Source organism: Frateuria sp. sgz306004 (assembly GCF_057750885.1).
The window spans coordinates 81,356-106,771 of sequence record NZ_JBYLFE010000001.1; the positions used below are offsets into that span (position 1 = coordinate 81,356).

Annotated in this window: 23 protein-coding genes; 12 read left to right on the forward strand and 11 right to left on the reverse strand. The window is 64.3% G+C overall.

Features of this window, described 5'->3' with window-relative positions; translation table 11 throughout:
• Positions 1-30: 30 nt before the first annotated feature.
• A complete protein-coding gene (locus tag AC3G2C_RS00350; protein WP_488382620.1) occupies positions 31-1,437 on the forward strand; it encodes an aspartate aminotransferase family protein in 1,407 nt (468 codons plus the stop codon).
• A 122-nt stretch (positions 1,438-1,559) separates the two neighbouring features.
• Here AC3G2C_RS00350 and AC3G2C_RS00355 read toward each other — a convergent pair whose 3' ends face one another.
• The 4 genes from AC3G2C_RS00355 to AC3G2C_RS00370 form a co-directional block, all read right to left on the reverse strand.
• Complete coding sequence (locus tag AC3G2C_RS00355) at positions 1,560-2,105, reverse strand: bactofilin family protein (protein ID WP_488382621.1); 546 nt, start codon at positions 2,103-2,105, stop codon at positions 1,560-1,562.
• Between the two features lie 14 nt (positions 2,106-2,119).
• Positions 2,120-2,887 carry a hypothetical protein gene (locus tag AC3G2C_RS00360; protein ID WP_488382622.1) on the reverse strand — a complete coding sequence of 256 codons (768 nt, stop codon included), beginning with the start codon at positions 2,885-2,887 and terminating at the stop codon, positions 2,120-2,122.
• Between the two features lie 241 nt (positions 2,888-3,128).
• The gene (locus AC3G2C_RS00365; protein ID WP_488383200.1) at positions 3,129-4,550 is read right to left on the reverse strand and encodes a sensor histidine kinase; all 1,422 of its coding nucleotides are present in this window, start codon (positions 4,548-4,550) and stop codon (positions 3,129-3,131) included.
• Positions 4,551-4,591: 41 nt separating this feature from the next.
• Complete coding sequence (locus AC3G2C_RS00370) at positions 4,592-5,281, reverse strand: response regulator (RefSeq protein ID WP_488382623.1); 690 nt, start codon at positions 5,279-5,281, stop codon at positions 4,592-4,594.
• Between the two features lie 226 nt (positions 5,282-5,507).
• On the opposite strand from AC3G2C_RS00370, the gene AC3G2C_RS00375 reads away from it, so the two are divergent.
• From AC3G2C_RS00375 to AC3G2C_RS00405, 7 genes are all read left to right on the forward strand, one after another.
• Positions 5,508-6,164, forward strand: a complete 657-nt coding sequence (locus tag AC3G2C_RS00375) for a PepSY-associated TM helix domain-containing protein (protein ID WP_488382624.1) — start codon at positions 5,508-5,510, stop codon at positions 6,162-6,164.
• Positions 6,165-6,176: 12 nt separating this feature from the next.
• A complete protein-coding gene (locus tag AC3G2C_RS00380; RefSeq protein WP_488382625.1) occupies positions 6,177-6,692 on the forward strand; it encodes a DUF2271 domain-containing protein in 516 nt (171 codons plus the stop codon).
• An 18-nt stretch (positions 6,693-6,710) separates the two neighbouring features.
• Positions 6,711-7,523: a DUF4198 domain-containing protein gene (locus AC3G2C_RS00385; RefSeq protein WP_488382626.1), complete on the forward strand. Its 813-nt coding sequence runs from the start codon at positions 6,711-6,713 to the stop codon at positions 7,521-7,523.
• A 25-nt stretch (positions 7,524-7,548) separates the two neighbouring features.
• Entirely contained in the window at positions 7,549-8,529 is a 981-nt protein-coding gene (locus tag AC3G2C_RS00390) for an FAD:protein FMN transferase (protein WP_488382627.1), read from the forward strand.
• 4 nt (positions 8,530-8,533) lie between these two features.
• Positions 8,534-10,150, forward strand: a complete 1,617-nt coding sequence (locus AC3G2C_RS00395; RefSeq protein WP_488382628.1) for a sulfite reductase subunit alpha — start codon at positions 8,534-8,536, stop codon at positions 10,148-10,150.
• A gap of 119 nt (positions 10,151-10,269) precedes the next feature.
• The gene (locus tag AC3G2C_RS00400) at positions 10,270-12,489 is read left to right on the forward strand and encodes a M1 family metallopeptidase (RefSeq protein WP_488382629.1); all 2,220 of its coding nucleotides are present in this window, start codon (positions 10,270-10,272) and stop codon (positions 12,487-12,489) included.
• Complete coding sequence (locus AC3G2C_RS00405) at positions 12,489-13,394, forward strand: hypothetical protein (RefSeq protein ID WP_488382630.1); 906 nt, start codon at positions 12,489-12,491, stop codon at positions 13,392-13,394. Before AC3G2C_RS00400 ends, AC3G2C_RS00405 begins: the two co-directional genes overlap by 1 nt.
• 19 nt (positions 13,395-13,413) lie before the next feature.
• Here AC3G2C_RS00405 and AC3G2C_RS00410 read toward each other — a convergent pair whose 3' ends face one another.
• The 4 genes from AC3G2C_RS00410 to AC3G2C_RS00425 all read right to left on the reverse strand — a co-directional run bounded on the left by AC3G2C_RS00410 (position 13,414) and on the right by AC3G2C_RS00425 (position 15,463).
• A complete protein-coding gene (locus AC3G2C_RS00410) occupies positions 13,414-13,983 on the reverse strand; it encodes a HutD family protein (protein WP_488382631.1) in 570 nt (189 codons plus the stop codon).
• Positions 13,980-14,519, reverse strand: coding sequence for a GNAT family N-acetyltransferase (locus tag AC3G2C_RS00415; protein ID WP_488382632.1), 540 nt, complete (start codon positions 14,517-14,519; stop codon positions 13,980-13,982). Before AC3G2C_RS00415 ends, AC3G2C_RS00410 begins: the two co-directional genes overlap by 4 nt.
• Positions 14,520-14,527: 8 nt before the next feature.
• A complete protein-coding gene (locus AC3G2C_RS00420) occupies positions 14,528-15,004 on the reverse strand; it encodes an SET domain-containing protein (RefSeq protein WP_488382633.1) in 477 nt (158 codons plus the stop codon).
• A 105-nt stretch (positions 15,005-15,109) separates the two neighbouring features.
• Entirely contained in the window at positions 15,110-15,463 is a 354-nt protein-coding gene (locus AC3G2C_RS00425) for a ComEA family DNA-binding protein (protein WP_488382634.1), read from the reverse strand.
• A gap of 216 nt (positions 15,464-15,679) precedes the next feature.
• On the opposite strand from AC3G2C_RS00425, the gene AC3G2C_RS00430 reads away from it, so the two are divergent.
• The 3 genes from AC3G2C_RS00430 to AC3G2C_RS00440 all read left to right on the forward strand — a co-directional run bounded on the left by AC3G2C_RS00430 (position 15,680) and on the right by AC3G2C_RS00440 (position 18,924).
• Positions 15,680-17,104: a M20 family metallopeptidase gene (locus tag AC3G2C_RS00430; protein WP_488382635.1), complete on the forward strand. Its 1,425-nt coding sequence runs from the start codon at positions 15,680-15,682 to the stop codon at positions 17,102-17,104.
• Positions 17,105-17,227: 123 nt separating this feature from the next.
• Positions 17,228-17,941: a YggS family pyridoxal phosphate-dependent enzyme gene (locus tag AC3G2C_RS00435; protein ID WP_488382636.1), complete on the forward strand. Its 714-nt coding sequence runs from the start codon at positions 17,228-17,230 to the stop codon at positions 17,939-17,941.
• A 248-nt stretch (positions 17,942-18,189) separates the two neighbouring features.
• Entirely contained in the window at positions 18,190-18,924 is a 735-nt protein-coding gene (locus AC3G2C_RS00440; protein WP_488382637.1) for a C40 family peptidase, read from the forward strand.
• A gap of 108 nt (positions 18,925-19,032) precedes the next feature.
• Here the strand turns inward: AC3G2C_RS00440 and AC3G2C_RS00445 are convergent, their stop codons facing one another.
• Positions 19,033-19,674 carry a Rossmann-fold NAD(P)-binding domain-containing protein gene (locus AC3G2C_RS00445; protein WP_488382638.1) on the reverse strand — a complete coding sequence of 214 codons (642 nt, stop codon included), beginning with the start codon at positions 19,672-19,674 and terminating at the stop codon, positions 19,033-19,035.
• Positions 19,675-20,008: 334 nt separating this feature from the next.
• On the opposite strand from AC3G2C_RS00445, the gene gloA reads away from it, so the two are divergent.
• On the forward strand, positions 20,009-20,536 hold the full coding sequence (gloA, locus tag AC3G2C_RS00450; protein WP_488382639.1) for a lactoylglutathione lyase: 528 nt from the start codon (positions 20,009-20,011) through the stop codon (positions 20,534-20,536).
• Positions 20,537-20,584: 48 nt separating this feature from the next.
• On the opposite strand, the gene AC3G2C_RS00455 is transcribed toward gloA, so the two are convergent.
• The gene (locus AC3G2C_RS00455) at positions 20,585-22,231 is read right to left on the reverse strand and encodes a M28 family peptidase (RefSeq protein ID WP_488382640.1); all 1,647 of its coding nucleotides are present in this window, start codon (positions 22,229-22,231) and stop codon (positions 20,585-20,587) included.
• Positions 22,232-22,344: 113 nt separating this feature from the next.
• Positions 22,345-24,933, reverse strand: a complete 2,589-nt coding sequence (locus tag AC3G2C_RS00460; protein ID WP_488382641.1) for a TonB-dependent receptor plug domain-containing protein — start codon at positions 24,931-24,933, stop codon at positions 22,345-22,347.
• Between the last annotated feature and the right edge of the window lie 483 nt (positions 24,934-25,416).

Below are 25,416 nucleotides of genomic sequence, written 5' to 3' on the forward strand. Positions count from 1 at the left end.
CACTTTCCCTCAGTTTTCGGATTTCCCCCAATGAACGCTTACGACAAGAACGCTGGCGTCGTGATCCCCGATGCGCAGCTGCTGGCCGATGAGGCCGAGTGGAGCTCGTTCGGCGACACCGTGCATTACGTCGACCCGCCGAAGATCTTCCGTCACGGCGAAGGCAGCTGGATGATCGACACGGCCGGCACGCGCTTCCTCGATCTGCAGATGTGGTACTCCGCCGTGAACTTCGGTTACGGCAACCAGCGCCTTAACGACACGCTCAAGCGTCAGATCGATATCCTGCCGCAGGTGGCCAGCCAGTACCTGCACCAGACCCGCATCGAGCTGGCCAAGACCATCGCGGTCGACGCGCAGCAGAAGTTCGGCCTCAAGGGCCGCGTGCACTTCAACGTGGGTGGTGCGCAGGCGGTTGAGGATTCGCTCAAGTTGGTGCGCAACTACACCGGCGGCAAGAGCCTGATGTTCGCGTTCGAGGGCGGCTACCACGGCCGTACGCTGGGCGCGTCGTCCATCACCTCCAGCTACCGCTACCGTCGTCGCTTCGGCCACTTTGGCGAGCGCGCGATGTTCGTGCCCTTCCCGTACCCGTTCCGTCGCCCGAAGGGCATGACGCCGGAAGAGTACTCGGACGCTTGCGTGCGCCAGTTCGCCCGCTTGTTCGAAACCGAATACAACGGCGTGTGGGACCCCAAGGTCAATCAGGCTGAATACGCCGCGTTCTACGTCGAGCCGATCCAGGGCACGGGCGGCTACGTCGTGCCGCCGATGAACTTCTTCAAGGACCTGAAGAAGGTGCTGGACCAGTACGGCATCCTGATGGTGGTCGACGAAATCCAGATGGGTTTCTGGCGCACCGGCAAGCTGTGGTCGATCGAGCACTTCGGCGTGACGCCGGACGTGATCGTGTTCGGCAAGGCGCTGACCAACGGCCTCAACCCGCTGTCGGGTCTGTGGGCGCGCGAAGAGATGATCAACCCGACCATCTTCCCGCCGGGCTCCACGCACTCCACCTTCAACTCCAACCCGCTGGGCACCTCGCTGGGTCTGGAAGTAATCAAGATGGGTTACGAGCTGGACTACGAGACCAGCGTGCCGAAGAAGGGCGCCCACTTCCTGGAAGGCCTGCGCGACCTGCAGAAGCGCCACAAGGAAATCGGCGACGTCGACGGCCTGGGTCTGGCCATGCGCGCCGAGATCTGCACCGAGGACGGCTTCACGCCGAACAAGGCGCTGCTGGACAAGATGGTCGACATCGGCCTGGCCGGCGACCTGGAGCACAACGGCAAGAAGATCGGCCTCGTGCTCGACGTGGGTGGTTGGTACAAGAACGTGATCACCTTCGCGCCGTCGCTGGATATCACGCACGAAGAAATCGACTTGGCCATCGCGCTGCTCGACCAGCTGCTGACCAAGGCCAAGAAGGCTATGTAAGGCGCTGCGGCGGGGCCTTTGGCTCCGCCGCGCTGCTGCACGGTTTGTCTCGAGTAGTTCCCATGCAGGGGATGTGTGACAACGGCGACGCTCATGCGTCGCCGTTTTTTTGTATCGTCCCCTTACTTGGCGGCGCGGCGACGCTGGCGGTCGTGTCGGGATTCGTTGGATGCGTGCTCAGGCGCGCTCGCCGAATCGATGATCATGGTGTCGGGCATGTCGCTCGCGTTCTCGTGGTTCGCACTCAGCGCGGCCGGCGGTGGAGTGCTCTCGCTATGGAGCATGGCGGGTGCCTCAGTGGACGGCGCCGTCTGGTGACATAGGCGCCCGTTCACGTGTGCGCCTTCGGCGACCTTGATGCTGCGATAGTAGACATCGCCGATGATGCGAGCGGTGCTTGCCAGCTCCAAGGCATTTTCAATGTGTATGTTGCCGCGCACTTCGCCATGAATGACGGCACTGGGCACGCGGATATCGCCGTGGACAACGCCATGAGGCCCCAATGTCAGCAAGGCGTGCGTGCCGTTGGCATGTACCACGCCCTCCACGTTGCCTTCGAGATAGAGCGTGCCGTCGAAAGCGACTTCGCCGCGAATCTGCGTGTGTTGTGCAATTAGGCTGGCGGCGGCTTCGGCATGTTGTTCGGTCGGGCGTTTACGTTGGAACATCTTGGCTTTCTCCGTTACGCCGCGTGGGCGTCGGGGGCGAGGGTGGGTAACCGCACGATCGGCGGCGGTGGTTGCGAGCGCATGCCGATGGCGGGCGATGTAGCGGGCAGTGTGCGTGTTTGCAGCGCGAGCAGCAGGCGGCCCGCGCGCACGACACCGTGGGGTAGGGCGCTACGTGCCGGCCAATCGACCAGGAAGCGCTCCATGGCGTCGATCCATGGCGCGAGAGCGACATGGTCGTGAGCTTTCAGTGCGGCTTCGACCTGGTAGGCGGCCGTGACGATCGCACGCCGCAGCAGAGCACGTGATCGGGCCCTGTTGAAGATGGGGCTTTCGTCGATCCGGTCTACATCTGTCGAGGCTCCAAGCCCGCGTACGATAAGCTGCGCTTCGAGTTTCTTCAGTGCAGCTTCTCGCACGCCCTGGTCAGGGCTGTGAGCGCACAGGTGAAGCATCAGTGCAGGATCTTCCTGTACCCGCAACAGGCGCAGGCGGTCCGCGACGGAGGGGGCGTTGCGATGCGTGCCGGCCATCAGGGCGACATAGAGTCGTCGCGCGTGGACCCGGTTGGCATCGTCGGTGTCGTTCTGCGCCATGTGCTGGGCAGCGACCAGATCCTGGCAGCGTTCTAACGCGGCGCGACGAACGTCGGGCGATGGGTCGTTGATGGCGAGTCGCGGCAGGTGAGTGATCAGCCGCGGGTCGCGGCTGAGCTCAATCGCCGTTCGGCGAAATAGTGCGTTGTCGTGCCGCCACACGGGGCGGAGCGGATGTCGTTTCATGGCATGGAGGCGCAGGGGTTTCCCTGTCGGCGGCAGGGGCGTTGTGCCGCACCGTTTCACATGCCTGGGGAGCTACCTCAGGATCGTTCGCGCAGTGAGTGACAGGATCAAAACGCGATGACTGCGCAGGTGCGCAGCATCGATTCGGAAGGGTCACAATCGCTCATGCGGTGTCTTGGGTCCATCGGAGCAATCTTAAATTCCGGAGCGTCCAGGCCGCGTCCTGCGCGCACCTGCTTGCTTAATCGTTCGTGCGCGACGTGCGCGCGGGCGGGAACACCACCTCCACACGCAAGCCACCACCGCTGCCGGACAGATAGCGCACGCGCGCGTGGTGACGTTCGGCGATGCGTTGCACGATGGCCAGGCCCAGGCCAGTGCCTTCCTCGGTAATACCCGGAACGCGGAAGAATCGCTCGCCCAGGCGTTCGAGGAAGGCGGGCGGTACGCCGGGGCCGTTATCCTCCACCGCCAGGCAGGCGCGGCCCGCCTGTTCGGTAAGGCTTACCGTAACCAGGCTGTCGCGTCCGCCGTAGCGCAGGCTGTTGTCGATCAGGTTGTCGAGCAACTCCTGCAAGGAATGGCGATCACCGTCGATCCACACATGGCCTTGGACAGGACCTTCGTAGCCCAGGTCTACGCCCGCGTCGATCGCGTCGTGCACGCGTAGGCCCACCAGTTCGGGCACCAGGTGCGCCAGATCGAGCAGGCACAGGGGGCTGCTGTCGTTCAACTCGGGCGACTGCGCGCGGGTGAGTGCCAGCAATTGGCTGGAGGTGCGGCTGGCGCGTTGGGTCAAGCGCGATATGTGTTGCAGGGAATCGGCCACGGTGTCTTTGCTGGGGTCGGCCTCGGCGCGCTCCACGTGTACACGCAAGCCGGCCAGCGGCGTCTTCAGCTGATGGGCTGCGTCGGCGATGAAGCGCTCCTGTAGCGCCAGCATGCCGCGTTGGCGCGCGAACAGACCGTCGATGGTACGTGTGAGCGGGAGAATTTCCACGGGCACGTCGGCATCGCCGATGGGTGCGAGGTCGTGTTCGCGCGCGGCCAGTCGCGCGGTCAGCGGATCGAGTTGACGCAGGCCTACGCGCACGCCGTAGAGCACCAGCATGAACACGCTGGCGATCAGGATGGCTTGGGCCGGAATGCTTAGCAGCAGGATTTCGCGCGCGCGTTGGTGGCGGTCACGAAGCGTCTCCGCCATGGTCACGGTGAGCTGGTCGCTGGGGTCGTGCAGGTTCGGAATGCGCACCGTGGCGGCGCGCAGTTCGCGACGCTTCTGGTTGGGCGTGATTATGGTGGTGGTGTAGAGCGTTGGTTCGCCGTCTTCGACGCCGCTGGCAGCGGCGGGTAGCAGCTCGGGCGAACCCGCGAGCAAGCCATGGCGCTGGCTGCTCACATTGAAATAGTTGTGGCCTTCCGGGGCGTACTCCAGCAGAAAGCGCGCCTGCGGCGAGATCTGCCCGCCGAGGTTTTCCTGACTGAGCATTTGCGCCAGGGTGGTGGCGTCATCGGCCAGGTCACGGTCGTGCACATGATTGGAGTAGATCAGCGCACCACCGTAGGTGACCAGGCTTTCGATCACCAGCAGCACCATCAACGGCACCAGCAGCGAGGACAGCAGGCGGCGGCGCAGGCTCGGCCGTCCATCGGGCTCAAGCATGCGGTAAAGCCAGGGCTGGGCAGGCTTGGGTGCCGGCTCGCTCATGCTTTCGATTCCTTGCCTTCCTTGACCTCTTCCAGCAGGTAGCCGAGCCCGCGGATGGTGCGAACCTGCGTGCCGGAGTCGACCAGCTTGCGACGCAGGCGGTAGATGGCGATGTCCAGGCCGTTGTCGGTCAGCTCCTCGTCCCAGCTGCACAGCGCTTCGACGAGTTGCGCACGACTGGTGACGCGGTCGGGGCGCGATGCCAGGGCTTCGAGCAGGCCGAACTCGCGTGCGGTGAGTTCGAGCGGTGCGTCGCCGACCCAGGCACGATGGCCGGGCAGATCCAGCCGAAGCTTGCCGAGGACCATTTCCGGTGCGCCTTGCGCCGTGTAGCGGCGCAGCAGAGCGCGCACGCGTGCCTCGAACTCGGCCAGGGCAAAGGGCTTTACCAGGTAATCGTCAGCGCCAAGATCCAGCACGCGAACCCGTTCGCGCAGGCCTTCGCGGGCGGTGATCACCAGCACCGGCAGGCCGGTGCCGCGTTTGCGCAGGCGCTGCAGTACGTCCGTGCCATCCAGGTTGGGCAGGCCAAGGTCCAGGATGAGCAGGTCGTAGGGCGTGTCGCGCAGGGCGGTATCGGCCTTGGCGCCATCGGCCACGCAATCCACGGCGTGACCACCCTGGCGCAGCGAGGCGCTCACGCCAGCGGCAATGGAGGGGTCATCCTCGGCAATCAAAATACGCATGCAGTCTTCCGTTGGAGTGGGCCATCGTGGGCGAGGGCCTCGACAAGGGCGGCGAGGGTTGAATTGCGACTGATTCTCATTTGTGGCAAAGTCCCGGCTTCATGTCAGGGAAGGCCGCCCAAGTCGGCAGCTTAGCGCCCTGGCACGGTGCTGGGACAGCAGGCTCGATGCTTCGTTGCATGGTCGCCGCGGGTACCCGCACGCATTGGACATACAGAAGGCGGGCATGGAACCAGCGGCGCAGTCGCGCGACAACGTAGTAGCGCATCGGGCCGGCCCGCGACGGGCGTTTTGGCTCAAGCAGCTTCATCAATGGCATTGGATCAGTTCCGCACTGTGCCTGGTGGGCATGCTGCTGTTCGCCATTACCGGATTCACGCTCAATCACGCTGGCCAGATCGAGGCCACGGCGCAGACCGTGCATCGCAACGCACAGCTACCCGCGCCGTTGCTCACGATGTTGGCGGGCGAGGACGAGCGCAAGGGCGCCGCCTTGCCGCAAGCCGTGGCCAATTGGGTGGATGGCGCGCTCGACGTCAGCGTAACGGGGCGCAGTGGTGATTGGTCCAGCGACGACATCTATGTGTCCATGCCGCGCCCGGGAGGCGATGCATGGCTCAGCATCGACCGGGAAACCGGCAAGGTGGAGTACGAGCGCACGACCCGTGGCGCCATTGCCTACCTCAACGACCTGCACAAGGGGCGCCACGCCGGAGCGGCGTGGGGCTGGTTTATCGATGTGTTTGCGCTGGCCTGCGTGATTTTTGCGGTCACCGGCTTACTGCTGTTGAAAATGCACGCTGCCCAACGCGGCGCCACGTGGCCGTTGGTGGCCTTCGGCTTGCTGCTGCCGTTGGTGCTGGCCTTGATCTTCATTCATTAGACGGGGACTCCCATGCGTCGATTGATGTTTTCCATGCCCGCATTGCTCCTCGCCACGCCGGCGATGGCGGCCGACCTGAACGTGACGGTGCAGATTCCGTCGTTGAACGTGGCCGAATACCACCGCCCCTATACGGCGGTGTGGATCGAGCGCGAGGACCACAGCGTGGCCGCGCAACTGGCCGTGTGGTACGCGCAGAAGGATTCGAAGGAGGGCGCAGGTACCAAGTGGCTGCCGGAGCTGCGTCAATGGTGGCGCCGCGGTGGACGCGACCTGCCGATGCCGATCGACGGCGTTTCGGGTGCCACGCGTCCGGCGGGTGATCAGAAGCTGAGCTTCCACGAAGGCAAGGCGCCGCTGACCGAGCTGCCTGCCGGCAAGTACGAACTGGTGGTGGAGGCCGCGCGCGAAGTGGGTGGCCGCGAGGTAGTCCGCGTGCCGTTCTCATGGCCGGCCAGCGCTCCGCAACAGTTGGTCGCCAAGGGCAACAGCGAACTCGGCGCTATCAAACTCGACCTGGCCCCCTGAACACGGAGAGTCCCAAGCATGATCAAGCAGACCTTGAAATGGAGCGCGCTGGCGCTGGCCCTGTCGATGCCGCTGGCGGCGCAGGCACACAAGATGTGGCTGGTGCCCTCGGCCACCAACGTATCTGGTGCCGATCCGTGGGTGACGGTGGACGCGGCCGTCTCCAACGACTTGTTTTATCCCGACCACATGCCGGTCGCCTTGGATCGCGTGAGCATTACCGCGCCGGACGGCAATGCCGTGCAGGCCGAGCATGGCGTGACGGGTCAGTATCGCAGCGTGTTCGATGTGCACCTCACCCAGCCCGGTACCTACAAGGTGGCGGTGGTGAATGCCGGCTTGTTCGCGAACTACGAAATCAACGGCGAGAAGAAGCGCTGGCGCGGTGATGCCACCGAGCTGACCAAGGCATTGCCGGCCGGGGCCAAGAACGTGGACGTGTCTGAGTCGATCAATCGCGTGGAAACCTTCGTGACCAACGGCAAGCCCAGTGATGCGGCGCTCAAGCCCATCGGCAAGGGGCTGGAGTTGGTGCCGGTAACGCAGTTCACTGATCTGGCGGCCGGTGAACCGGCCACGTTCCAGTTGCTGCTCGACGGCAAGCCGGCCGCAGGCCTCAAGGTGGTGGCCATTGCGGGCGAAACGCGTTACCGCAACGCGCAGGAAGAGCAGGACGTCACCACTGGAAAGGACGGCAAGTTCAGTCTGAACTGGCCCCATGCCGGCATGTACTGGATCAACGCCAGCACGCAGGACGACAAAGCCAGTACCAAGCCGGCCAAGCAGCGACGCCTGTCCTACTCGGCCACGCTGGAAGTGCTGCCGCAGTAATGCGCGCAGTCGAGGGCCTGCTTTGATGTCCGCGCTGCCGAACCTCGCTGTGCATGCCTGGCACGGCGACACCATGGGCACCACCTGGTCCGTGCGGGCGGTGCTGCCCATCGGGCTCGCGTTGCGAGAGGTGCAGGAGAACGTGCAACGCACGCTCGATCGCATCGATGGCCAGATGAGTACGTACAAGCCGCAGTCCGCGTTGTCTCGCTTCAATCAGGCGCCGCCACGCACATGGCATGTGTTGCCGACCGAATGTTTTGAAGTGATCGCACATGCGCTGCAACTTGCCCGCGACAGTGGCGGCGCCTATGACCCCACGGTGGGCCCGCTGGTGAACTTGTGGGGCTTTGGCCCCGATGCTGCGCGCCAGGCACCGCCCTCACCCGAGGAGGTGCGCGGTGCGCGCGAGCGCATTGGTTGGGTGCGCCTGCAGCAGGATGCGGCGACGCACAGTTTGTATCAGCCAGGCGGTGCGTATCTGGATTTGTCGTCTATCGCCAAAGGGTACGCGGTCGATCAGGTCGGGCATGCGCTCGATGCCCTGGGCGTGGAAGCGTGGCTGGTCGAGGTGGGCGGAGAACTCAAAGGCAAGGGGCGCAAACCCGATGGTTCGCCGTGGCGCATCGGCGTCGAACGCCCTGGTGCGGCCATGGGCGCGGTGGAGCGCCTCGATCAACTCAGCCAGGTGCTTACGCTGAGTGGGCGCGCCATCGCCACCTCAGGCAACTATCGGCGCCAGTTCGAGGCCGACGGGCGGCGCTATTCCCATCACATCGATCCGCGCACCGGCGAGCCCGTGCCACACCGCGTGGCCTCGGTGAGCGTGCTGGCCGCAAAGGCCCTGCACGCGGACCCGCTCGGTACCTTGATGACGGTACTTGGCCCTGACGATGGTTTGACCTATGCGCGTGAGCGCGGGCTCGCGGTGTTGTTCCTCCTGCATGGCGAGCGCGGTCTCGAAGAGCGACTGTCGCCTGCATTCGCCGACGCCTTGGCCGGGTAGTTTCATGGCTTCGATGCGGCCGCGCCCGGCCTGGGGCAACGTGCTGTTGTGTGCGGTGCTGGCTTTGTTGCTGGCGTGCCTTGGTGCGTGGCACGCCGCCGAAGGCACATGGCCCCACCCCGATGCTGGCCGCGCGTTGGGCGCTGCCGCTGTCGTCGGTACATGGCTGGCCTTCACCCTGTGGGTGGTCGCGCGCCGAAGCACGTCGAGGGCTCAGGCGCAGTCTGCGGTGCATGACGACGAAATGCTGATCGCCTTTGCCAGCCAGACGGGCACCGCCGCCCAGTACGCGTTGCAGACGGCTTCCAGCTTGCAGCAGGCCGGGGTGACTGCACGGCTTGTCGAACTCGGCGCGTTGAATCAGGCGACGCTGCAGCGCCTGCGTCGTGTGCTGTTCATCGTCAGCACCACGGGTGAGGGCGATGCGCCCGACAGCGCTGCCACCTTTGTGACCCAACAGATGCGCGCACCGCAGGCGCTGGCATCGCTGCGCTATGGCTTGCTGGCGTTGGGCGATCGCGACTACGCCCACTTCTGCGGATTCGCCCGGCAACTCGAACATTGGTTGCATCAAGGCGGCGCCACGCCCTGGTTCGATACGGTGGACGTGGACAACAACGACGCGGCGGCGCTGCGTCATTGGCAACATCATCTTTCGGTCGTGTCGGGCGCAGCGGACATGCCCGATTGGGAACGCCCCGACTACGAGCGCTGGCAACTGGTCGAGCGTCGATTGCTCAATCCGCACAGCACCGGCGGCGCGTGCTTTCACCTGGCCTTGCAGCCCATCGATGGCGCATTGTCGTGGCAGGCCGGCGACCTGGTGGAGATTGGCCCGCGACATGCTCCGCAAGCCTTGGAACACTGGCTGGACGAAGCCGGCCAATCGGGCGATGTGCCGGTGACGCATGAGGGGCGCACAGTGGCGCTGCGCGAATGGCTGGCGGGCAGCCAGTGGCCTGCACCACAAGCGGTGCGTGGTGCCGCGCCGTCTTCATGGGTGCCGAGCCTCCTGCCATTGCCACATCGCGAGTATTCGATCGCCTCGGTACCTGCGGATGGCGGCCTGCATCTGCTGGTGCGCCGCATGCAGCGCGGCGATGGCAGCCTGGGTCTGGGGTCCGGTTGGTTGACCGAACACGCCGAGGTGGGCGGCGACATAGCTTTGCGTATCCGCGCCAACCCCGGCTTTCGTGCGCCTCACGCTGAGGTGCCCTTGGTGTTGATCGGCAACGGCACTGGCCTGGCCGGCTTGCGCGCCTTGATCAAGGCGCGCATCGCGCAGGGGCGCTCGCGCCTGTGGCTGTTGTTTGGCGAGCGCCAGGTGGCGCTCGATTTCCACTATGGCGACGACATCTTGTCCTGGCACCAACAAGGTCATCTGGAACGCTTGGATCTGGCCTGGTCCCGCGATGCGCAAGGCAAAGTGTACGTGCAGGATCGCTTGCGCGAAGCCGCGGACACACTCAAGGCCTGGGTCGCGGACGGCGCCGCGATCTATGTATGTGGAAGCCTGGAAGGCATGGCCCCCGGCGTGGATCGTGTGTTGCGCGACGTGCTTGGTGACGATCAGGTGGAACGCCTGCGGGAGCAGGGCCGTTATCGGCGCGATGTGTATTGAGTTCGTCGAAATCACAGTAGTCCGCGGTTGGGCTTTCCGATGACACATGGCGTGACTTTTGGCCTATAGGGTGCGGCACAGGGATGCCTCACGCTGGACCTTCCTTGGGGGAGGGGTGCATGGGGATGCAGAAAGGGAGCAAGGCCGGCCGCTGGCTGGCCGCCATCGGGTGCCTGGCGTGGAGTTGCCTCACCTTTGCGCAGCAGCCGGCGCCGGCGGCAACGTCTGCCCCGCCGCCTACCGTGGCGGAGATTCCGCTGGCCAAAGCCCACGCATCCGCGCCCCGCGAGCCTAGCGCCGTCGACGCCTGGGGTGGCGTGCGCACCGGCAAGGAGTCCACGCTGTCCGACCGCGTGGTGGCCTACCGGATCGATGCCGAGTTGGATGTCGAGCGTCATCGCGTTGCGGGCAGCGAGCAATTGCAGTGGCGTAATCGCAGCAACCAGCCGGTCGATCGCGTTTATTTGCATCTGTATCTCAACGCGTTCCAGAACGAAGGCAGCACGTTTTTCACCGAGCGCAGCGTGCTTACCGCCCACGGTCACTCGCGCGGCGCGGCCTCCCTCAAAAAGGGCGAGTGGGGCTGGGTGGACCTCAAGAGCGTGCAGCAAGGCAGCGCGGCGCTGACATGGCGTTTCGTGCAGCCCGATGGTGGCCCCGCGACGGATCAGACCGTGGTGCGCGTCGACTTGGCCGAGCCGGTGCCGGCTGGCGGAACGCTCACGCTGGATATCGACTTCATCAGTCAGTTGCCGCGCGTGGTGGAGCGTACCGGTTGGTGGGGCAACTTCAACCTGGTCGCGCAGTGGTTTCCCAAGATCGCGGTGCTTGAGTTGCCTGGTGAGCGCGGCGCCACGCAGGTCCAATGGAACGCACACGAGTTCCATTTCAACAGCGAGTTCTATGCGGATTTCGGCAGCTACGACGTGCGCCTGACGGTGCCATCCGACTACACCGTAGGAGCCGTGGGCGAGCTGCAGGGGCAGACCGAACAAACAGGCGGCAAGACCACCTACCACTATCAGCAGGGCGACGTGCACGATTTCGCCTGGGTTGCGGCCAAGGGTTATCAAACTCTGGATGCGAGCTGGCAGGGGCCGGGCAGCCCGAAGGTGGCGGTGCGTGTGATCTATCCGCCTGAGTACAAGGCCAGTGCTGCGCCCGTGCTCAAGGCGACGCTCGATTCGCTCAGCTACTTTTCCAACACGCTGGGTGCCTACCCCTATCGCACGGTGACGGCTGTGGTGCCGCCCTTCAACGCGCAGGAAGCGGGCGGCATGGAGTACCCGACCTTCTTTACCGCGGAAGGCTACGCAAGCATTGATGCGCAGACCATGGATCAGTGGAACATCGATTTCGTGACCATCCACGAATTCGGTCACGGCTATTTCTATGGCCTGCTGGCTTCCAATGAATTCGAGGAACCCATGCTCGACGAGGGCATGAACGAGTACTGGGATCAGCGCATGTTGCGCGAGCGCGATCAGCGCATTCTGGTGCCAAGCACTTGGTTGCGGCGTGCCGGCATCACGCCGTCGATGGACGTCTTTCATTACGAGCGGGCCACGGCGGGCCTTGGTCGTCCCTATGACCCTTTGGGTCAAAACAGTTGGGATCGTTATTCCAGTTCCAGCTATGGCACGGTGTATGCGCGCACCGCCACCGCCATGCACGACCTGGAAGAGCGGCTGGGCAAGCCAGTGATGGAGCGCGCCATGCGCGAGTACTATCGGCGCTGGCATTTCCGCCATCCGTCGGTGGCCGATCTGCGCGCCACCTTGATCGACGTGTCGGGCGACGCGCGTGCGGTCAACGAGATCTTCGACCAGTTCATCTATGGCACGGCACGCATCGACGACCGCGTGGCCTCGATCGACAACCAGGAAGTGCTGCCGCTGGCCGGCAATTGGGCAAGGCAGGGCGAGCGCCTGGAGTACACCGCGGACGACCGCGACGCACAGGTGGACAGACAGCGCGCGAACTGGCGCAAGGCTCACCCGCAGGACGGCAACGGCAAGCCTGGGCCATTCCCTTGGCGCGGCACCGTTACCGTGGTGCGCGAAGGCGCGCCGGTGCCTCAAGTGCTGCGGGTAACGTTCGCCGATGGCAGCCATGAAGATGTGCATTGGGACGATGATCGGCGCTGGGCGCGTTTTGTCTTCACCCGGCCGACCAGGGTGGTGTCGGCAGAACTCGATCCCGAGCGGAAGATCCTGCTCGATGCCGACAAGCTCAACGATAGCCTCACCGACAAGGCCGAGCCCGTTGCTTCGCGTCGCTGGACGGCGGATATCGCAGCGCTGCTGCAAGCGTTCTACGCATTCCTGGTGACCCTGTGATGGCCTACAAATCTTCCCGCCGCGTGGATATGGGTAACGTGCTGCGCGCGCCCTTTCTCGCCCTGCAGTGGCGGCTGTTGTTGCTGTGGACGTTGATGTTGTTGATACCTGCGCTGGTGGCAGCCATTCCGTTTCGCCAGGCGCTTGGCGCGCTGGTGGATCATTCCACGCATGCGCAAGCCTGGGCGCGTGCGTTCGACCTGATGATGTTCAGCGATGTAGCGAACGCGCTGGGCCGGCAGCATGGCCTCGTGCATGGCGCGTTGCTGGCGAGTGCCTTGCTCGCCGTGCTGTTGCTGCCCTGGCTGCAAGGCATGGTGGTGGCCAGCGGACGCGCGGGGCGAGCGCTTGGCTTTAGCGCGCTGCTACAAGGTGGCCTGGTGGAGTACGGTCGCATGTTTCGCCTGCTGCTGTGGGCATTGCCGATCTACGCGCTGGCCGCGTATCTCGCGTCGTTGGGGCTGGACCACGCCGACGATCGCGCGGACTTGGCTGTGCTGGAGTCGCAGGCTACCGAGGCTGCGCATCTGGCGTGGTACCTGACAGGTGCCGTCGTGGTGGCGGCGCAGCTTTGGGTCGAGTCGGCGCGCGCAGCCTTTATCGCCGATGGCAACTTGCGTGCCGCGACCGTGGCCATGTGGCGTGGATTGCAGCAGGTGCTGCGCCGCCCCTTCACCAGTGTGCTCGTTTACGTGCTGATCAGCGCGCTTGGCTTTGGGATAGCGCTGTTGCTCGGGCTCGCTCGTACGCGCACCTTGGCGGTGGGTACGCAGGGCCTGGCTTGGGGTTTTGTGCTGACACAGGCCACGGTGATCGCTTTGGGTTGGACACGTATCGCCAGGCTGTTCGCGCTGGCCGAAGTGGCACGCTCGGTGGGTGGCGCGCGTCGCTCTGGCCTGGGGTGATGGCGCGCCGCGTACGCGGTCAGTGGCTGGGCAGACGCACCAGTACCAGCTCGCCGGCACCCTCCAGGCGCACGGGGTGTCCGGCGATGGGGTCGATCCAGATCATGTCACCGGGTGCGAGCGCTTGTGAACGATGATCGGTGTAGACGTCCGCATGCCCGGACAACAAGCAGAGGAACCAGCGCCAGCCCTGCGGCGCCAGCAGCACCATGGTGCCGCGCAGCGGGCGAGCAATCAGCTCGCCCTGTGCTTCTTGTCTTAGCTTGAGATTGAAGGTACGCGTAGGTGTTGCGGCGCTGCAGGTTTCCGGTGCGTTGTTTTCGTCGAACTCGGCGATCGAAAACCGTGCCAGTTGCTGCGTACGGCCATCGGCGAAGCGAATGTCGACGGGGCCGTCCAGCGGCACAAACTGACGCCGCATATCCGTATGCGCCGGAAAGCGAATCTGCTCGCTAACCTCGACCATGCTCAACAGCCACTGCCAGCTCTCGCTGGTGGGGCCGCTGGCGATCTCGGTGATCACCGCGCCACCTTCCGGGCATGGCCGGCCGCGCAAGCGTTCCGCTGGCAGGCGGCTGAGCCGGCTCATGCGAAAGCGCGGCGTTGCTGCGGGCAGGGCGGGTAATAGGCGAACACATGATTGTGTGCGCCGAAGAAATCCATGTCTTCGATGTGTTCGCCGCCTAGCCGTTCGGCCACGCGGTCGGAGGCTTCGTTGCCAATCTTCACCAGACTGATCACGCGCGGTGCGTTGAGGGCATGCCAGGCGAAATCCAGTACGGCCTGGCCGGCTTCGGTGGCGTAACCGTGGTGGCGGAATTCCGGCTTGAGCATCCAGCCCAGCTCCAGGTCGGGCCAGCCTTCGGGCTTCATCAGGCCGGCACGACCGATGAACTGCCCGTTTTCCTTCAGCTCCAGAGCCCACATGCCGTAGCCACGCAGTTGCCAGTGGCCGATCAGCATGGCGAGCGAGCGCCACGCGTTGGTGCGGTCTAGCGGCTGGCCATCGCCGACCCAGCGTGTGCTCAGCGGGTCGGCCAACATGGCGGCGTAGTCGTCGAAGTGGCGCTCGGCCAGCGCCGTCAGACGAAGGCGCGCGGTTTCAATGACGGGGATCTCGATCATGGGCTTCATCAAGCAAGGCGGGTGCCATCGAGCAGGGTCGCCAGCGCACGCGTACTTAGGGCCAGGCTCTCCTTCCACGGCAGGCCGACGATCTTTTGGTCGGTGGCGGTATCCACGAACGCTTCCTCTTCACCAGGCGGCAGAAGGTGCCGGTAGTCCACGGTGATTTCGGTGCCGGCAGGCAGGTCGCGTGTGGCGAACACGAAACCCAGGTGCCATAGACCGGTCGGATCGAAGCTGTGATTGATGTAGCACTCGTCCGGCCAATCCGGCGAAACGGTGTAGCGATCCTCGAACCAGCGTGCGCTCGCATAGAGTTGCTGAGAGAGCTCGGGCGAGCCCATCAGTTCGTCATAGCGGTAGGTGCGCTCAATGGCGTCAGGCGCGGTCACGATGTGTCCCGCGTCAACGCTCTCTTCGAGAAATAGCCCCTGGCCCGCGCCGACGATTTTCGATGCGGCGATGCGGTAACGCGGAACGATCATGGCAGCCCTAACACCCGGCAAGGCGGCCGAGTGTAGGCCCATCCGGCCGGGGTTGCCAGACCCCGGTCGGATGCTTTACTAAACGCAAGTCTCTGACGGGTTTGATTATTCGTGCTTGGCCGGTGCGCTGGCGGGCTTGGCCTTGGGCTTGGCTGGCGCGGCGGCTGGTGCGGCATGCGGCTTGGCCTCGGCTCCCGCATCGCTCAGCAGAATCGCGGTGCGATTGCGCTCCAGCGTGGCCGGGCCAATGCCCTTGACCTGGCCGAGGTCCTCCACGTTTTTGAACGGACCATTGGCCTCGCGCCACGCGACGATGGCGGCCGCCTTGCTGGGGCCCACGCCATCCAGCGCGTGGGCGATGGTGGCGGCGTCGGCCGTGTTGATGTTCACCGGGGTGGACGCCCAGGCGGGCAGGAGCATGGAGAGGGCGAGCAGCAGAATCGCGAAGGTATTGCGCATAAAGAGCCTCCCAACAGATCGTGGATGCGGCGCGGCTGCGTCCGCACGGCGACTGTGCGCGGGTGCGCGGCTCGCGACAGTCGGTGGCGGGGGTGCTAGCAGGTAGGGTTGCTGCGCACGTTGGCTCTGCCAAAGGCGCAAGCCCTGTCGGCTGAGGCGGGCGCCCGGCCGGCGCTGATACAATTCCGCCTTTCCCACCGTTGTAGGAGTCGCCTCATGGATACCGCTCGCCTCAGCCGTTTCATCAGCGGCCTTTGGGACGACGAGATCGTGCCGCAGCTGATGGAATACATCCGCATTCCCAACAAGTCGCCTATGTTCGATCCCAAGTGGGTGGAGCACGGCTACATGGATGCGGCGGTCAAGCTGATGGAGACCTGGGCGCGCGGAAAGCTGCCCGCCCTGCCGGGTGCGACGTTGGAGGTGGTGCGCCTGGAAGGCCGCACGCCGCTCATCTATATCGAAGTGCCGGGCACGGGCGATGACACCGTCGTGCTGTACGGCCATCTCGACAAGCAGCCGGAAATGACGGGCTGGGCCGAAGGCCTGGGCCCGTGGACGCCGGTACTCAAGGGCGACAAGCTCTACGGTCGTGGTGGCGCCGATGATGGCTACGCCATCTTCGGTTCGCTCGCTGCGCTGCTCGCGCTGCGCGAGCAAGGCGTTCCGCACGCGCGCTGCGTGGTGCTGATCGAGGCTTGCGAAGAATCGGGCAGCTACGACCTGCCGTACTACGTGGATCACCTGGCTGACCGCATCGGCAATCCGTCGCTGGTGGTGTGTCTGGATTCCGGTTGCGGCAACTACGACCAGATGTGGCTCACCACCTCGCTGCGCGGCATGACCGGCGGCGAGCTCACCGTGCAGGTGTTGGAGGAGGGCGTGCATTCGGGTGACGCTTCCGGCGTAGTGCCTTCGAGCTTCCGTATCCTGCGCGAACTGCTCAGCCGCCTGGAAGATCCGGAAACCGGCACGATCAAGCCGAAAGAGCTGTACGTCGATATTCCGGCGCAGCGCATCGAGCAGGCCAAGAAGTCGGCCGAGGTGCTCGGCACTGCGGTGTACGACAAGTTCCCGTTCGTGCAAGGCATGCATCCGGTTACCGAGGATCTCACCGAACTGGTGCTCAACCGTACCTGGCGCCCGCAGCTGGCCGTGACCGGCGTGGACGGCATGCCGCCGCTGGAAAGCGCCGGCAACGTGCTGCGCCCCAAGACGTCGGTAAAGCTCAGCCTGCGCGTGCCGCCGACCCTGTCGGGTGCCAAGGCCGGTCAGTTCGTCAAGCAATTGCTGGAGAAAGACCCGCCGTACGGCGCCAAGGTCAGCTTCAAGCTGGAGAAGGACGGCAGTGGCTGGAACGCTCCGCAGCTGTCGCCGTGGTTGGAAGAAGCCGTCGCGCATGCTTCGCAGACCTATTTCGGCGCACCGGCGGCGTACATGGGCGAGGGCGGCAGCATCCCCTTCATGGGCATGCTGGGCGAGAAGTTCCCCAAGGCGCAGTTCCTCATCACCGGTGTGCTCGGCCCGCATTCCAATGCGCATGGCCCGAACGAGTTCCTGCACATTCCCACCGGCAAGAAGGTGTCGATGGTGGTGGCCGACGTGGTCGCCCGCCATCACGCGCAAGCCGCCAAGGCCTAAGCGCATTGTGAGGTCGCCCCGGCCGATGGGCCGGGGCCCAGCGCCCGATCGCGCCGCGAGGACTCTGGGTGCCGGCGTACGCCGGCACGACACCCTGGCGGTGCGTTGTTGCCTGAGCCTGCCATGACTGATTTGTCCCCCGACTACGCCTATCTCGCCGCCAACCTGGCGGAGGTGCGCGCGCGGATCGACGCCGCCTGCCATGCCGCAGGGCGCGATCCATCCGAGGTTTCCCTGTTGCCGGTAAGCAAGACCTTTGGGCCGGACGTGGTGCGAGCGGCTACGGTGCTCGGCCTGCGGCGCTTTGGCGAGAACAAGGTGCAGGAGATCCGCAGCAAGGCAGCATCGTTGGCCGACTTACCGATCGAATGGGTGGTCATCGGTCACCTGCAGACCAACAAGGCCAAGGATGTGGCGCGACTGGTCAGCGAGGTGCAGTCGCTGGATCGCCTCGATCTGGCCGAGGCCCTGCATCGTCGCCTGGCTATGGAAGGACGCAGCATCGACGTGCTGGTGGAGGTGAAGACTTCTCCCGAAGACAGCAAGCAAGGCGTGGCGCCCGATGAACTGCCTGTGTTGCTCGACGCTTTGCCTGCCTTCGACACGTTGCGCGTGCGGGGGCTGATGACCATGGCAGTGCAGTCGGAGAACCCGGAGAAGGTGCGAGCCTGCTTTCGCCGCCTGCGCGAGCTGCGAGAGGCCGAGGAGCGACGGGGGCATGCCTTGCCACGACTGTCCATGGGCATGAGCGGGGACTTTCCCCTGGCCATCGCCGAGGGCGCCACGGACATACGCGTAGGTACGGCCATCTTTGGCGTACGTCACAGAATCGCCTGAAACATACGCTACCGAATCTAATAATTGGTTCATTAATTGATCAAAAAGTAATCAAGTCAGGTATATTTCAATAATAAAAACAATAACTTGATTGAAATGCATAGGTCGTGCCAAATATTGAAACGACAGGGTTCAGTTAACCCCATCGCAACAAACGATCGAGATCCCTTTGCTAAGTTCACGACTTACTCACGGCCGCCAGCCCTTTCGGCGGCTCAATTCACGAACTGCAAAGGGATTTGTCCCACATGCCAACGAAGCGATTCTTCGCCGCTGCTGCGCTTGCTGGTGCAACGCTCTTCTCCCTTCCGCTCTTCGCTGAACCGCTCACGGGCGCTGGCAAGGCCTCCACGCCGACCGCCAGCGCCGTCGCCGCTCCCAGTCTGATGGGGTCGCTCGCTGTGTTCTCGCCGGCCGCCAGCCTGGCCCAGGCCGCCGTGCCGACCCACCTGGCGAGCAGCGCGCCTGTCGCGACCAAGCCCGCGGGCTGGGGTAGCGAGGATGACGACATGGACGCCGATGGCATGCCGAGCAACGGTGTTGCCGGTAGCGCGGTTGCCGCCCTCGCCGCCGATACCTCCGACCTGCGCAAGACCCTGATCGGCCTGGCCATGCAGTTGCGCGACATTCGCTATGTGCGCGGCGGCCGCGATCCTTCCACGGGTTTCGATTGCAGCGGCTTCGTGCGCTACGTGTTCGCGCATGCCGTAGGCATGGAGCTGCCGACCAACTCGGCCTCGCAGTTCCTCGCTGGCCTCAAGGTGAGCCGCGACGACATGAAGCCGGGCGATCTGGTGTTCTTCCGTACCGCCGGCAAGCGCGGTCAGGGTCGCATCTCGCACGTGGGCATTTACATTGCCAACGGCCAGTTCATTCATTCGCCCTCGCGCGGCAAGACGGTGCGCGTGGACAGCCTCGACGAGTCGTACTGGGCGCAGCGCTTTGCCGGCGCCAAGCGTCCGGGTGCGCTGGCCAGCAGCTGATTGCGGTATCTCCGCCAGTCAAAGGGCTGCCCCTGGGGCGGCCTTTTTTTTATGCGCCGTTAGCCGAAGGGATGATGCGTGGGAGCTGAAGCCTGTGCGGCGAAGCCGTTACGCGCCCAGTTCGGCCAGCTCGTCCGATTCGACCACGCGCAAGCCGCTGCCTGGCGCCTTGGATAGGCGCCACAGTGCCCGTGCCACGGTCTGTGCCTCAATGCCTCGCCACCGGCCCGGCAGGAAGCGTGAGAAGGGCGCGGCGAGCACCTCGCCAAGGCGTGGCCGCTGGCGTGCGCCCAGCAAGAGCGAAGGGCGCACGATGGTCAGCCGTGGCCAACCTTGCTTCTGCAGGGCCAGTTCAAGCTCGCCTTTGGTGCGGTTGTAGAAAACGCGCGAGCCGGCATCGGCGCCCAGGGCACTCATGACCAGATAGTGGCGTGCACCCAGTGCCAGTGCGTGGCGCCCCACGGACAACGGCAGGTCGTAGTCCACCATGCGGAACGCCTCACGCGAACCGGCCTGGCGAATGGTGGTGCCCAGGCAGCAGAACGCGGTGTCGATGTTGCCGTGCAACTGCGCCACCAGGTGCCCGATCATGCCCACCGGGTTTTCCAGTTTGGGGTGCGCGGAAAGTGCATGCCGGGTGGGGGCCAGTACATGAGCCACCGTCGGGTCTTCCAGCAGCAACGACAGGAGATGGCCGCCGGTGAGGCCCGTGGCGCCAGCAAGCAGGACACGCTGAGGGGCGTCGCTCATGAGGACCTCGAATGACCGGCCATTCCCGCGCCTGCGGGAATCCAAAGTCGTTGGTGCAGTGGAAGGCAAAGGAGAGCCTGATCTTGATCGTCATCCCGGCGAGAGCAGGAACGACGAGCAACATGTCGCCTCATCAGCCCGTTCCAAAGACGCGGCACGACCAACCCATCGGTGATGGAAAGGTGCTTGGCCGAGGCGACCGGCAGCGATGGTGTGGGTCGAGGCTCGCGCATGGCTTCATTCTAAATGTCGTGATGTTATGGCTTTGAATCACAGGGCTTGCCCTCGCACAGGCGGCCCCCATCTGGGTACTTCGTTTTTGCGGAAGAGCCCGATGTCCCTATCTACGTTGCTTCAGATGCCCGGCGTGAGCAAGCCGGAGGCCGCCACCCACGGTTTCGTCTTCAACCACACGATGATCCGTGTGAAGGACCTGACCAAGTCGCTGGACTTCTATACCCGTGTACTGGGTTTCACGCCGGTGCATCGGCAGGATTTTGCCGAGGCTGCATTTACGATTGTCTACCTGGTGCTGGCGGCGGACCCCGCCGTGATTCCCGACGACGACCAGCAGCGCTTGCAATGGGTGCTGGGCCAGCCCGGCGTGCTGGAGCTTACGCACAACCATGGCACCGAGCGCGACGAGGCATTCCAGTATCACCATGGCAACGCCGAGCCGCGCGGCTTTGGTCATTTGTGTGTGTCGGTGCCAGACGTGCAGGTCGCCTGCGAGCGTTTCGAGGCGCTGAGCGTGCCGTTCCAGAAGCGCCTGACCGATGGGCGCATGAAGCACATTGCCTTCATTCGCGACCCCGATGGCTACTGGATCGAGATCCTGCAACCCGCGTCGTTCATTGCCTGAGTACGCGTGCGGCCCGGCGCGGGCCACGCGGTGATCATGAAGGGGCTCTCAGAGCCCCTTCATGCTGTCGGGTCGGTGAAAGTCGCTTCCCGGTTTCCACTGTGGGTAGCTGTCTTCCACCGAGAGGCGGCTGCCCACCATGAACAGCGCACGCACATCCTCGACGGTGCCGCTCAAATCCCAGTCGGGGTTGAAGCGATCCTCGAATGCGGGCGTATCGCCACCGCTCGGGGCGGCATCGGGCAGGGTATTGGCCGAGCGTGCGTAGAGCACGGGCACGCCCGCCCGAGCGAAACTGAGTTGATCGGAGCGGAAAAAGTAACCCTTCTCCGGTGTCAGGTCCGGCATGACGGTACGGCGCTGCGCGTGTGCGGCGTCCGCGAGGTATTCGTCGAGCTGGGATTGCCCAAAGCCGATCACCGACAGCGCACTGGCCGCGCCATTCACCGGCAACATATCCAGATTGATGTCCGCCACCGTCTTGGCCAGCGGCACCAGCGGGTGGGCAACGTAGTAGCGCGAGCCGAGCAAGCCCGATTCGTCCAGCGTCGTGGCGATGAACAGCACGCTGCGATGCGGCTTGGGCGCGCGGTGCGCAAACGCCTCGGCGATCTCAAGCAATCCGGCTACACCGGTGGCGTTGTCCACCGTGCCGTGCGGCGGGCTGCCGGGGGCATCCAGGTGATCCCAGTGCGCGGAGTAGACGATGGCTTCGTCGGCGTGTCCCTTGCCTTCCAGTCGCGCGACGACATTGTGCGATTGGCCCTGTCGGATGGCGCTGTCGAACGTCACGCTTAGGCTTGCCTGCAGCGGCACCCCCGCAAAGCCGTGTTGTGCGGCCTGGCTCTTGAGCGCATCGAAGTCGGCTCCCGCGCTCGCAAACAACGCGCGCGCGGCGTCGGTGGTCAGCCAGCCGCCCACTGGCAGGCGCCTTGCGGTGTCCTCGGATACGGGCAAATCCATGCGCTCACCGCTCCAGGTCTGCGCCACGGTGCGCCACGGATAGCCGGCGGCTGCCGTGTCATGCACGATGAATGCAGCGGCAGCGCCTTGTCGTGCGGCTTCTTCGAACTTGTAGGTCCAGCGCCCGAAATAGGTGTATTCGCGGCCCTTGAAGAAATGCGGATCCTGCGTGGCCCAGCCGGGATCGTTCACCAGGATGATCACCGTTTTGCCTTTGAGATCGGCGTGGGCATAGTCATGCCATTGCTCGGCGGGCGCCTCTACACCGTAGCCCACGAACACCAAGGGTGAATCCTTCAGTGCTACGTGCGGATGCTCGTCAAGCGTGCCCACGACCATCTGGGGGCCAAAAGCCAGCGATGTGCTGCCATTCTTCCCGGTGATATCGAGCGTCACTTGCGCGGCGTGCTGCACACTGGCCGCCACGTAAGGAACATTTTGCAGCCAGCTTCCGTCGTTGCCAGGCGCCAGGCCCATGCGAGTGAACTGCTTGATCAGGTACTGCGTGGTGCGACGTTCGGCTTCGCCCGATGGCGCGCGTCCGAGCAGCGCATCGGAAGAAAGCACTTTCATGTGCTGGCCGATATCGTCCACCACGATTCCGGGAGAGAAATCGCTGTAGTCGAACAGCGCGCTGGCATCACCGTCGCGCTCGCTACCCGCATTCGATTGATGGTGGTGGCACGCGCAGAGCAAAACGCTCAACACCGCCAGCGGCCACAGGTGACGCATATACCTTCCAGTCGCATGTCTCTCCGCATCAATGTAGCGCTTTATCAAGACAGGCACGCATACCGAAAGCCATGGCTTTCGGTATGCGGGTATCGCAAGAAAATGCTGTTGTGTCAGAACTTGTAATCGACACCGAGTGTTACGAAGCGGCCGCGCGGATCGGCCTGGGTGATGTCGAAGTACGGCGTCGAAGGATCCCACGGTGGGCGGCGATTCTGCAGGTTCTGCACGGCCAGCGTGATCGTGGTCTTTGCAAGTCCGGTGTAAGCCACCGATAGGTCGAACGTGCTCCAGCTCTTGACGCGATCGGGGTAGGCGGGCGTCAGCAGGTTATCCGGGTTCTGCTTGTAGCCGCCCACGTAGTACCAGGTGAGCGTGCTGGCGAAATCGCCGATCGCCCAGTTCACGCCCGTGCTACCGCGCCACTTCGGCAACGAACCGAAGATGTTGGTGCCCGCGCCGTTCACGGGTGCGTCGCCTGCCACGAGGGGTTGGCTGAACTTGAGCAGGCGCGTGATCGAACCATTGAGTGTGAAGTCGCCATAGCCTTGCGTGTGCAGCACCTGGCGCAGGTCCACGTCCACGCCGTCGGTGGTCAGGCTTTGCTGGTTCTTGTACTGGTTGTAGATGGTGACGATGCGACCCTGCGCATCGCGTTGCACGCGCGGATCCTTGCGTTCCACCAGGGCCGCATCGTTGTCCGGGCCGATGATGCCGTTCTGCACGATATGGTAGTAATCCACCGCCAGGCTGGTGTCGCTGCTGGGCGACAACACGAAACCTGCGTTGTAGTTGGTGGAGCGCTCGGGCTTCAGGTTGGGGTTGGCGGTGAATACATCCGTATAACCACGACGCTGCCCAGGCGTGATCGGGTCGTAGGGATCGATCACGCTGCTGTAGCTGATGGCCGTGCTGTTGGTGATTTCCGGTAGCGACGGCGCACGGAAGCCGCGCGAGAACGAGCCGCGCAGCAGCAGCCAGTCCAGCGGTTGGTAGCGCAGGCTGAACTTGGGGGCGAACGCATCGCCGAAATCGCTGTAGTGATCGAGGCGGCCGGCGATGTTGGCCTCCAGTGTGCTCAGCAAGGGCACGTTGAATTCGGCATACGCAGCGTTGACGTCGCGCGAGCCCTGGATGATGTCGATGGCCGGGCGCAGCTCGGTGCCGGAAAGCACGGCTTCGGACGTGCGCGAGTTCATCGCCTCATGGCGGAACTGGTAGCCCGCTGCAAAACCCACCGTTCCCGCCGGTAAGTCGAACAGCTGCGTGCTCGCCGTGGCATCCACGGTGGTCAGGCGCGATACGGCGGGGCGGATGGTGGACAGGCGCAGCGCGTCGACGATGTCCTGCGAATTACCCGTGCTGGCGAGGTTGTAGCCGCCGTTGGCCAGTAGCGACTGGAAGGCGTAGCGGTTGCCGAAGTCCGTCACGTATTCCTTGAGGCTGCTTTCGGAGTGCTGCGCGGAGAGATCCCAATCCCACGCGCCGGTGCGCCCCTTTGCGCCGATCAGGAAGCGGGTGAAGATCGTGCGGTCGCGCTTGTTGCGTTGGCCCAGGTCCCACAGGTTGGTATTGACCGGCGTGGCGACGTTGTACGGATTGGCCGGGTTGCCCACCGGCAGCGTGGTGTCGATGTTCACCAGGCGCTGCTGGCTGTTGTCCCAGGCACGCAGGCCACTGCCGATGGCCAGCGGCGCGCCGAAGATGAAGGAGGCATGGCTGCGGCTGTACATGGCTTCGCCGTAACCGGTGATGTTGTCACCGAGCTTGACCGTGCCGCGTAGCACCGCGTGGTAGCGCTCCACGCCCGGGATGAGCGTGTCGTACTGCGCCGGGTTGTAGGCCCATACGTCGCCCGTCTTGCCGGGTGTGATGGCGCCATAGGGAACGCGCTGCACCGGGCCCACGGCGCTGGCGAAGCCTTGCGTGGGGTCGTTGTTGTAGTAGTTGGTGGGCACCCAGTTGAGCTGGCCGCCGGGCTTGTCGCGGAAATCGTTGTTGCGCAGCCAGCTCACGTCGCTGGCATTGAGCTGGTTGCTGCGGGTTCCATCGAGTGCGAAGAACACGTTGTACCCATCTTTCTTCACGTCACCATGGCCCAGCAGCAGGTGGAAGTTGTTCTGCGTCTGGCCCGTGCCTTTGGTGCTCGCGCCGAAGCTCGCGCCGGCTTCGGCGCCCTGATAGTTCTGCTTCAGGATGATGTTGATCACGCCGGCGATCGCGTCGGAGCCATAGACGGCGGAGGCGCCGTCCTTGAGCACTTCGATGCGCTCCACCGCGGCCAGCGGCAGGGAGTTGAGGTCGACGAAGGTGTCCTGCAGCTCATAGGCCGTGGCGTAGTTGGCCACGCGCTTGCCATCGACCAGGATCAGCGTGTTCTTCTGGCCAAGGCCACGCAGCGACATGCCGGCCGTGCCCGCGGAGAAGCTTCCGGTGAGCTGTTCGTTGACGCTATTGCCGGTGTTGGCGGAGATCGCGCGCAGAAAGTCGGGCAGGGTGGTCTTGCCGCTCACCTTGATCTGATCGGCGGTGATCACCTGCACGGGGCTGGGGCCCTCCGTGTCGGTGGTCTTGATGTTGGAGCCTGTGACGGTCACGGCCTCCAATTGCTTGGCCTGGGTGTCGGTGTTGTCACTGGCGTGCAGGGCAGAGGCCGCCAGCGCCGCCGCCATGGCGAACGGGAGCAGTTGAGGCTTGAACATGGTTTGAGGCAGTCCTTGTGCGCACGCCCGCCGGGCCAGGGTGGCCGGTGTGAGTGTGCTTGGTATGGACAGCGGGGGAGCTGTCTGGGAATTCGCCGAGGGGCGGCTTCAATAGATGAGCGTGGGGACGCTCAAGAGGGTCGCGTCAGTCGATGCGACACATTCGGTGCGCGCGCCAACACATCGCGCTGTGCAGTTGTGCGTATGGAGCGGCAAGTGTCGGGTTATGCAAAACGATCATATGGACATCCATGAAAGGCCATGAGCCTAGCTGCGTCGGCGCGGCGTTCGCGCGGCGCGCTTCTGCGTAGGTGTGGCGATCAACAGCCGCAACACATCGCCATGCGGCGGTGTGCGGAGTCGATGGCCTGGCAGAAACGCTGGATGTTCACGATGCGGAGTGTCCCTTGCGAGCGACCTGAGTTGTCGCCATCAAATAGCGGTATGGACGTCTATTTGTACATTGGTTGTTGACGATGTCAA

Excerpts from the sequence above, each read along its gene's own strand:
- AC3G2C_RS00405 (WP_488382630.1), top strand. The coding sequence starts at position 12,489 with ATGGCCTACAAATCTTCCCGCCGCGTGGATATGGGTAACGTGCTGCGC.
- AC3G2C_RS00375 (WP_488382624.1), top strand. The coding sequence starts at position 5,508 with ATGGAACCAGCGGCGCAGTCGCGCGACAACGTAGTAGCGCATCGGGCC.
- AC3G2C_RS00385 (WP_488382626.1), top strand. The coding sequence starts at position 6,711 with ATGATCAAGCAGACCTTGAAATGGAGCGCGCTGGCGCTGGCCCTGTCG.
- AC3G2C_RS00410 (WP_488382631.1), bottom strand. The coding sequence starts at position 13,983 with ATGAGCCGGCTCAGCCGCCTGCCAGCGGAACGCTTGCGCGGCCGGCCA.
- AC3G2C_RS00440 (WP_488382637.1), top strand. The coding sequence starts at position 18,190 with ATGCCAACGAAGCGATTCTTCGCCGCTGCTGCGCTTGCTGGTGCAACG.
- gloA (WP_488382639.1), top strand. The coding sequence starts at position 20,009 with ATGTCCCTATCTACGTTGCTTCAGATGCCCGGCGTGAGCAAGCCGGAG.
- AC3G2C_RS00435 (WP_488382636.1), top strand. The coding sequence starts at position 17,228 with ATGACTGATTTGTCCCCCGACTACGCCTATCTCGCCGCCAACCTGGCG.
- AC3G2C_RS00400 (WP_488382629.1), top strand. The coding sequence starts at position 10,270 with ATGGGGATGCAGAAAGGGAGCAAGGCCGGCCGCTGGCTGGCCGCCATC.
- AC3G2C_RS00370 (WP_488382623.1), bottom strand. The coding sequence starts at position 5,281 with ATGCGTATTTTGATTGCCGAGGATGACCCCTCCATTGCCGCTGGCGTG.
- AC3G2C_RS00380 (WP_488382625.1), top strand. The coding sequence starts at position 6,177 with ATGCGTCGATTGATGTTTTCCATGCCCGCATTGCTCCTCGCCACGCCG.
- AC3G2C_RS00350 (WP_488382620.1), top strand. The coding sequence starts at position 31 with ATGAACGCTTACGACAAGAACGCTGGCGTCGTGATCCCCGATGCGCAG.
- AC3G2C_RS00425 (WP_488382634.1), bottom strand. The coding sequence starts at position 15,463 with ATGCGCAATACCTTCGCGATTCTGCTGCTCGCCCTCTCCATGCTCCTG.
- AC3G2C_RS00355 (WP_488382621.1), bottom strand. The coding sequence starts at position 2,105 with ATGTTCCAACGTAAACGCCCGACCGAACAACATGCCGAAGCCGCCGCC.
- AC3G2C_RS00455 (WP_488382640.1), bottom strand. The coding sequence starts at position 22,231 with ATGCGTCACCTGTGGCCGCTGGCGGTGTTGAGCGTTTTGCTCTGCGCG.
- AC3G2C_RS00365 (WP_488383200.1), bottom strand. The coding sequence starts at position 4,550 with ATGCTTGAGCCCGATGGACGGCCGAGCCTGCGCCGCCGCCTGCTGTCC.
- AC3G2C_RS00460 (WP_488382641.1), bottom strand. The coding sequence starts at position 24,933 with ATGTTCAAGCCTCAACTGCTCCCGTTCGCCATGGCGGCGGCGCTGGCG.
- AC3G2C_RS00430 (WP_488382635.1), top strand. The coding sequence starts at position 15,680 with ATGGATACCGCTCGCCTCAGCCGTTTCATCAGCGGCCTTTGGGACGAC.
- AC3G2C_RS00395 (WP_488382628.1), top strand. The coding sequence starts at position 8,534 with ATGGCTTCGATGCGGCCGCGCCCGGCCTGGGGCAACGTGCTGTTGTGT.
- AC3G2C_RS00420 (WP_488382633.1), bottom strand. The coding sequence starts at position 15,004 with ATGATCGTTCCGCGTTACCGCATCGCCGCATCGAAAATCGTCGGCGCG.
- AC3G2C_RS00445 (WP_488382638.1), bottom strand. The coding sequence starts at position 19,674 with ATGAGCGACGCCCCTCAGCGTGTCCTGCTTGCTGGCGCCACGGGCCTC.
- AC3G2C_RS00415 (WP_488382632.1), bottom strand. The coding sequence starts at position 14,519 with ATGATCGAGATCCCCGTCATTGAAACCGCGCGCCTTCGTCTGACGGCG.
- AC3G2C_RS00390 (WP_488382627.1), top strand. The coding sequence starts at position 7,549 with ATGTCCGCGCTGCCGAACCTCGCTGTGCATGCCTGGCACGGCGACACC.
- AC3G2C_RS00360 (WP_488382622.1), bottom strand. The coding sequence starts at position 2,887 with ATGAAACGACATCCGCTCCGCCCCGTGTGGCGGCACGACAACGCACTA.